Genomic DNA, 8175 nt, shown 5'->3' with positions numbered 1-8175 from the left:
CTGCTGCGCAGCCGAACGCAGGCTTCGCCAGCTGCTACGGTTCGTGTTATCGCTTAACTGACTGGCATTAGGGAAAGCCCGCTCCCACATTAGTGGTTTTTGGTGATCTGTAGTTCAGGTTTACAGGCCTACAACGTCTTCCGCCTGCAACCCCTTCTCACCCGTCACCACGGCATATTCAACCGGCTGACCTTCAGCCAGCGAACGGTGCCCTTCGCCGCGAATCGCGCGGTAGTGCACGAACACGTCCATGCCATCCTCGCGTTGAATAAAGCCGTAGCCCTTGGCGTCGTTGAACCACTTCACGTTGCCGGTTTCACGTGTTGCCATCTGTTCATACTCCTTTTTTATTATTGATCGGGCTTTTCGCAGGAAAGCCTCGGGAACATTGCTTGCACTGATAGATGCCACTATTTAGCCAGTGTCGGCTCGCCGAGTATATGTCAGGCGCTAAAACTCTCAAACGGAGTTTACTTAAGTGCTTTTTTGCCGATTTTCCATGAATCCGGCACACTGTGAGCCCCCCGAGCAACTGCTCGGTTTTATTTCACTCACGCAGAAGCCGTATGACCCGCTCCCCGTTCCGCCGTCTTGTGTTTGGCACCTTGCGCCGACTGTTGTATCTCTGGGTTCGCTCGGAGACGATCAACCAGTCGTCGTTCACCCTTGACCTCGACCGCAGTCGCCCGGTGTTCTACGTCCTGCAAAACCCTTCGCTGACCGACCTCGCCGTGGTCGATACCGAATGCCGCAAGGCTGGCCTGCCCCGCCCGGTGTTGCCGGTATCGGTGGGTACGTTGGTGGAACCTGCCGCATTCTTTTACCTGACTCCAGACCCCGACTGGCTCGGTCGCCAGGACAAACGCGGCGCGCCGCCAGCCCTGACCCGACTGGTCAGTGCCCTGAGCCAGAATGCCGCCGAAGATGCGCAGATCATTCCGGTCAGCGTGTTCTGGGGTCAGTCACCGGACAGCGAATCGAGCCCGTGGAAACTGCTCTTCGCTGACAGCTGGGCCGTCACCGGACGTCTACGCCGCTTGCTGAGCATCATTGTGCTGGGGCGCAAGACCCGCGTGCAGTTCTCCGCGCCGATCCATCTGCGTGAGCTGATCGATCAAAACAAGGGACACGAGCGCACCGTGCGCATGGCCCAGCGGATCCTGCGGGTGCACTTTCGCAACCTCAAAGCCGCCGTCATCGGTCCGGACATTTCCCACCGCCGTAATCTGGTCAAAGGCTTGCTCAATCAACCACTGGTCAAGCAAGCGATCCTCGACGAAGCCGAGCGCGAGAATATTTCCCCGGAAAAAGCCAAGGCCCAGGCCCTGCGCTACGGCAACGAGATCGCCTCGGACTACACCTACACCGCGATCCGCTTCATGGAAGTGGTGCTGAGCTGGTTCTGGAACAAGATCTACGACGGCATCAAGGTCAACAACATCGAAGGCGTGCAAAAGGTCGCCCCGGGTTACGAAGTGATCTACGTACCCTGCCACCGCAGCCACATCGACTACCTGCTGCTGTCCTATTTGCTATTTCGCAATGGCCTGACCCCGCCGCACATCGCCGCCGGGATCAACCTCAACATGCCAGGGATCGGCGGCCTGCTGCGTCGCGGCGGTGCGTTCTTCATGCGCCGTACCTTCAAGGGCAACCCGCTGTACACCTCGGTGTTCAACGAGTACCTGCACACCCTCTTCACCAAAGGCTTCCCGGTCGAGTACTTCGTCGAAGGCGGCCGTTCGCGCACCGGTCGCATGCTGCAACCGAAAACCGGGATGCTGGCGATTACCCTGCGCAGCTTCCTGCGTTCGTCGCGCATGCCCATCGTGTTCGTGCCGGTTTATATCGGTTACGAACGCGTGCTCGAAGGCCGGACTTACCTCGGCGAACTGCGTGGCGCGACCAAAAAGAAAGAATCGATCTTCGATATTTTCAAAGTCATCGGCGCGCTCAAACAGCGCTTCGGCCAGGTGGCGGTAAACTTCGGCGAACCGATCAAACTGGCGGAATTCCTTGACAGCGAGCAGCCGGACTGGCGCCAACAGGCCCTCGGCCCGCAATTCAAACCGGCCTGGCTCAACGAAACGACTAACCGTCTCGGCGAGAAAGTCGCGCAACATCTGAACGAAGCGGCAGCGATCAACCCGGTCAACCTGGTGGCCTTGGCGTTGCTCTCCACCAGCCGTCTGGCGCTGGATGATCGCGCCATGGCACGGGTGCTCGATTTGTATCTGGCGCTGTTGCGCAAGGTGCCTTACTCGCCGCACACCACGTTGCCGGAGGGTGACGGTCGCGCGCTGATCGAGCACGTGAAGGACATGGATTTGCTGTCCGAGCAGAGCGATGCCCTGGGCAAGATCTTGTATCTGGACGAGCAAAACGCCGTCTTGATGACCTACTACCGCAACAACGTGCTGCACATCTTTGCGTTGCCGGCGCTGCTGGCGAGTTTCTTCCAGAGCGCCTCGCGCATGAGCCGCGAACAGATCCTGCGCTACACCCGCGCGCTGTATCCGTACCTGCAATCGGAACTGTTCATTCGCTGGTCCATGGATGAGCTGGACGCCGTGATTGACCAATGGCTGGAAGCGTTTGTCGAACAAGGCCTGCTGCGGTTCGAAAACAATGTCTACCTGCGCCCGGCGCCAAGTTCGCGGCATTTCGTGTTGCTGACCTTGTTGTCGAAGAGCATCGCCCAGACGTTGCAGCGCTTCTACATGACTGTCTCTTTACTGCTCAACAGCGGCCAGAACAGCATCAGCGCCGAAGAACTCGAAGACCTGTGCACGGTCATGGCCCAGCGCCTGTCGATCCTGCATGGCCTGAACGCCCCGGAGTTCTTCGACAAGAGCCTGTTCCGTCACTTCATCCAGACCATGTTGGACCTCGACGTACTCAAGCGCGATGAAGCCGGCAAGTTGAGCTATCGCGAATTGCTCGGCGAACTGGCCGAAGGTGCGGCCAAACGGGTGTTGCCGGCAGAGATTCGCTTGTCGATCCGTCAGGTGGCATTGCATCGCAGTGAAGATGCGGCGGATCAACTCGTGCCTGCGCCACAGGCCGACTGACCCTTATCGACGTCGACACTGTCACCTAATCTCCTCTTTCCGAACAAGGAAGTTGCCATGCTCCGCCCTACCCTTCGCTTTTCCGGCCTCTGCGCAGGCTTGATGATCTCCGCCAGTGCGCTGGCACTGACGCTCAACGACCTGTCGCAAACAGATGCCACTGGCGGCCTCAAGGATGCCCTGACCCAAGGCACACAACTGGCGGTCAAACAACTTGGCACACCGGGTGGTTTCAGCAACAACCCGGACGTGAAAATCGGTTTGCCAGGCAAACTCGGCAAGGTCGCCAGCAAAATGAAGCAGTTCGGCATGGGCGATCAGGTCGACGAACTGGAAACCAGCATGAACAAAGCGGCTGAAATCGCCGTGACCCAAGCCCAGCCAATCCTCGTGGACGCAGTGAAGAAGATGAGCGTGGACGATGCCAAAGGCATCTTGAGCGGCGGCAACGACTCGGCCACTCAATTCTTGAACAAAACCAGCCGCGAGCAGATCCGCGCGAAGTTCCTGCCGATTGTGAAACAAGCCACCGACCAGGTAGGCCTGGCCAAACAATACAACACCTTCGCGGGTCAGGCGGCGACCATGGGTGTGCTGGATGCCAAGAACGCCAACGTCGAAAACTACGTCACCGAGCAGGCCCTGAACGGATTGTTCGAGATGATAGGCAAACAGGAAGAGACCATCCGCCAGAACCCTGCGGCGGCAGCGACCAGTCTGGCGAAGAAAGTGTTTGGGACGTTGTAGCTTTTAGCGACCACCACACGACAGAAAGCCCGCTGACCTTTACAGGTTCAGCGGGCTTTTTCATTTAAACGGCTTCCATGATGGATAAGGCAACGGGTGCGGCCTGGGCCAGTCTGTTCCGATAGCCCTCGGTAAAACCACTGACAGCCCGCAGGATCACCGAACACTGGAAATCGATGAAGTAAGTCAGGTCCAGTTCATCGGCCTCGGTATTCAAATACGAGCGCCCGTATTTCACCGGCGCGTTGCGCAGCAAAACACTGATCGCAATATAGCGAAACGCCGAATAGTCATTTTTGAACATGAACCAGTAAAACAGCGCCCGAGCGACACGACCATTGCCATCGCGAAAAGGATGCTCGTAACCCAAGGCAAAATGCAGGGCGATCCCTTTGACCAGTGGATGGAGGTAGTCCCCACGGTTGATATCGTTGTGGGACTGATTGATCCACTTCGATAGCAGCTGCAATCGTGACACCAGTCCTGCTGCGGGCGGTGGTGTATGCACGGTGTTGCCCTCGCCGTCCTGCACCACCACATCATCGTTGCCACGCAATTCCCCGGGCGAATACTGCACATCATCAATGCCCTCGACACCCACGCGGTGCATCGCAGTGATGAGCTCCACGCTCAGCGGTTCATAACGCCGTTCCCAGGCAAAGTTCATCATTCGGTAGTTGCCAATGACCATTCGCTCATCGGGTGTACGCGGCAGGCGATGACGCTTGAGCATGTCCTTGGCCACTCGTGTGGTGGTTGCGGCGCCTTCGAGCTGGCTGCTGCTGATGGCCTCGTCTTCGATCAGGTCATTGAGCAGATAGCTGAAATGTGCGCGCTCACCGATCTGGCTGGTCATGTATTCCAGCGCGGCGGTGGTGGCTTGCCGATCGACCGCCGAAATGGCTTTCTGCGCCAGCGGCGTCAGCATGAAGTTGCCCCACTGGACCGGATCACCCAAGGGGAGCAGGCAGGAGTACTGAGCTGTCCGGGCCTTTTTGACCAAGGCCCAGCACAACCTGGAATCCAGCCCCGGCGCCCAGCGATAACGCAATTCATCAAATGGAAGGTAACGCCCCTGATCATCCAGAGGCTTCAGCAGAGCCAGGTAGTCCGGGAGGCGTTCCTTGTGGGGCGATTTCATCAACAGGTCGAAGACCGGATCGGCCCTCCCCGTTAAAGCTGGTGGCTTCTTCATGACTGCTGTCTCAAAAACTCGTGAAACTGAGGCTTGAGTACAGCATTCAGATTCCCCTGACTCAATATCAGAGGGATCTGAAATACATGTAGGAAGTCAGACCGGCTCTTTCTCGACCCTGAACCACGCCGCATACAGCGCCGGCAAGAACAGCAAAGTCAGCGCCGTCGCCACAATCAGCCCGCCCATGATCGCCACCGCCATCGGTCCGAAGAACACGCTGCGCGACAACGGAATCATGGCCAGCACCGCCGCGAGCGCGGTCAATACGATTGGCCGGAAGCGGCGCACGGTTGCCTCGATAATCGCCTGCCAGGGCTTGAGGCCGGCGGCGATGTCCTGCTCGATCTGGTCCACCAGGATTACCGAGTTGCGCATGATCATCCCGGACAGCGCGATGGTCCCGAGCATGGCGACAAAACCGAATGGCTGACGGAACACGATCAGGAACAACGTGACGCCAATCAGCCCCAGTGGCGCGGTCAGGAACACCATCACCGTGCGCGAGAAACTGCGCAGTTGTAGCATCAATAGCGTCAGCACCACCACGATGAACAGCGGCACGCCGGCCTTCACCGAGTTCTGCCCGCGGGCGGAATCTTCGACCGTGCCGCCGACGTCCAGCAAGTAACCGTCCGGCAATTCGGCGCGAACCGGATCGAGCGTCGGCATGATCTGTTTCACCAGCGTTGCCGGTTGTTCCTTGCCATAAATGTCGGCGCGGATGGTCACGTTCGGCAGGCGATTACGGTGCCAGATGATGCCTTCTTCAAAGCCGTATTCCAGCGTCGCAATCTGCGACAGCGCAACGCTGCGGCCGTTGTCGGTCGGCACGGCGAGGCTTGGCAGCAACGACAGTTCGGTGCGTTCGTGCAAGGTGCCGCGCAGCAGGATTTCGATCAACTCGTTGTCTTCACGGTACTGGCTGACGCTGGAACCGGTCAGTGAGCTTTGCAGGAACTTCGACAGGTTCGCCGTGCTCACGCCAAGTGCTCGGGCGCGGTCCTGATCGACGTTCAGGTACACCACTTTGCTGGGCTCTTCCCAATCCAGGTGCACGTTGACCACGTGCGGATTCTCGCGCACCTTGGCCGCCACTTTACGGGCCAGTGCGCGGACTTCGTCGATGTGCTCTCCGGTCACCCGGAACTGCACCGGATAGCCCACCGGCGGCCCGTTTTCCAGGCGTGTGACCCGCCCACGCAAGGCCGGGAATTGTTCGTTGAGCGTTTCGATCAGCCAGGTGCGCAGGGTTTCTCGATCTTCGATGCTCTTGGCCAGAACCACCACCTGCGCGAAGCTCGCTGCCGGCAATTGCTGATCGAGCGGCAGGTAAAAGCGCGGTGAGCCGGTGCCGACATAGGCCACGTAATTGTCGATACCGGCGCGATCCTTCAGCAAGGCTTCCAGGCGTTTGACTTCATCGGCGGTGTTGCTCAGGGAGGCGCCTTCGGCCAGTTTCAAATCGATCATCAACTCCAGCCGGCCCGACGCAGGGAAGAATTGCTGCGGCACGAAACGGAACAGCGCCACCGAGGCAATAAACATCAGGATCGTCAGCACAATCACCGTTTTGCGTCGCCGCACGCACCACTCCACCAGACGCCTGACACGTTGATAGAACGGTGTGCCATATGGGTCGGGCTGACCCGCGCCATGTTTGGCGGCATGAATCTTCGCCAGATCCGGCAGGAGTTTCTCCCCCAGATACGGCACAAAAACCACCGCCGCCACCCACGAGGCCAGCAACGCGATGGTCACCACCTGGAAGATCGAGCGAGTGTATTCGCCGGTGCTCGATTGCGCGGTGGCAATTGGCAGGAACCCGGCGGCCGTGATCAGTGTACCGGTGAGCATAGGGAACGCCGTGCTGGTCCAGGCGTAGCTCGCTGCCTTCACGCGGTCGAAACCCTGCTCCATTTTGATCGCCATCATTTCCACGGCGATGATCGCGTCGTCCACCAGCAAGCCCAGCGCCAATACCAGCGCACCAAGGGAAATCTTGTGCAGGCCGATCCCCAGGTAATACATGCTGGCAAAGGTCATGGCCAAGACCAGCGGAATCGCCAGCGCCACCACCATGCCGGTGCGTACGCCGAGTGAGAAGAAGCTCACCAGCAACACAATTGCCAAGGCTTCCACCAGCACCTGTATGAACTCGCCGACCCCGGTTTTCACTGCGGCTGGCTGGTCCGAAACCTTGCGCAGTTGCATGCCGGCCGGGAGGTTGTTCTGGATACGGTCGAACTCGATTTCCAGTGCCTTGCCCAGGACCAGAATGTCGCCGCCGTCCTTCATCGCCACGGCCAGACCGATGGCGTTTTCGGCCATGAAGCGCATGCGCGGCGCGGGCGGATCGTTGAAGCCACGGCGAACGTCAGCCACATCGGAAATGCGGAAGGTGCGATCACCGACGCGGATCGGGAAGTTCTCGATCTGATCGACGGTCTGAAAATTCCCCGAAACCCGTAGCTGCAATCGCTCACTGGTGGTTTCGAAAAACCCGGCCGTCGACACCGCGTTCTGTTCTTCAAGCGCTTGCTGCACGGCGGCCAACGGCAAGCCAAGGGTGGCGAGCTTGACGTTGGACAGCTCGATCCAGATCTTCTCGTCCTGTAACCCGAGCAGGTCGACCTTGCCCACATCCTTGACCCGTTGCAGCTGGATCTGGATGCGGTCGGCGTAATCCTTCAACACCGCGTAATCAAAACCGTCGCCGGTCAGGGCATAGATGTTGCCGAACGTGGTGCCGAATTCATCGTTGAAAAACGGCCCCTGAATCCCCGGTGGCAAGGTGTGACGGATGTCGTTGACCTTCTTGCGGACCTGATACCAGAGCTCGGGAATGTCCACCGAGTGCATGGCATCGCGCGCGATAAACGTCACCTGAGACTCACCCGGACGCGAGAACGAGACGATGCGCTCGTACTCGCCGGTTTCCATCAACTTCTTCTCGATGCGCTCGGTGACCTGACGCGACACTTCCTGAGCCGTGGCGCCCGGCCAGTTGGTACGAATCACCATTGCCTTGAAGGTAAACGGCGGGTCTTCGCTTTGACCGAGTTTGGTGTAGGAAAGTGCGCCGACTACGGCCAGCAGGAGCATCAGGAACAGTACGATCTGACGATTACGCAACGCCCATTCGGAAAGATTGAAACCCAT

5 protein-coding genes are annotated in these 8175 nt (G+C 58.8%); 2 read left to right on the top strand and 3 right to left on the bottom strand.

Annotated features, from left to right (window positions below; genetic code table 11):
* Nucleotides 1-120: 120 nt before the first annotated feature.
* Entirely contained in the window at nt 121-330 is a 210-nt protein-coding gene (locus PMI22_RS04820) for a cold-shock protein (protein WP_007948331.1), read from the bottom strand.
* 236 nt (nt 331-566) lie between these two features.
* On the opposite strand from PMI22_RS04820, the gene plsB reads away from it, so the two are divergent.
* Nucleotides 567-3071 (top strand): glycerol-3-phosphate 1-O-acyltransferase PlsB, encoded by a 2505-nt coding sequence (gene plsB / locus PMI22_RS04825; RefSeq protein ID WP_007948330.1) that lies wholly within the window; start codon nt 567-569, stop codon nt 3069-3071.
* Nucleotides 3072-3128: 57 nt separating this feature from the next.
* A complete protein-coding gene (locus tag PMI22_RS04830) occupies nt 3129-3818 on the top strand; it encodes a DUF4197 domain-containing protein (RefSeq protein WP_007948329.1) in 690 nt (229 codons plus the stop codon).
* A 64-nt stretch (nt 3819-3882) separates the two neighbouring features.
* Here PMI22_RS04830 and PMI22_RS04835 read toward each other — a convergent pair whose 3' ends face one another.
* Both PMI22_RS04835 and PMI22_RS04840 read right to left on the bottom strand, forming a co-directional pair.
* A complete protein-coding gene (locus PMI22_RS04835; RefSeq protein WP_007948328.1) occupies nt 3883-5013 on the bottom strand; it encodes a Fic family protein in 1131 nt (376 codons plus the stop codon).
* A 96-nt stretch (nt 5014-5109) separates the two neighbouring features.
* Nucleotides 5110-8175 (bottom strand): efflux RND transporter permease subunit, encoded by a 3066-nt coding sequence (locus PMI22_RS04840; protein WP_007948327.1) that lies wholly within the window; start codon nt 8173-8175, stop codon nt 5110-5112.

This window comes from Pseudomonas sp. GM21 (assembly GCF_000282215.1).
In the GTDB taxonomy this organism is placed as follows: Bacteria; Pseudomonadota; Gammaproteobacteria; order Pseudomonadales; family Pseudomonadaceae; genus Aquipseudomonas.
The sequence above is the reverse complement of the archived record's forward strand: the minus strand, read 5'-3'. Positions and strand labels throughout refer to the sequence as shown.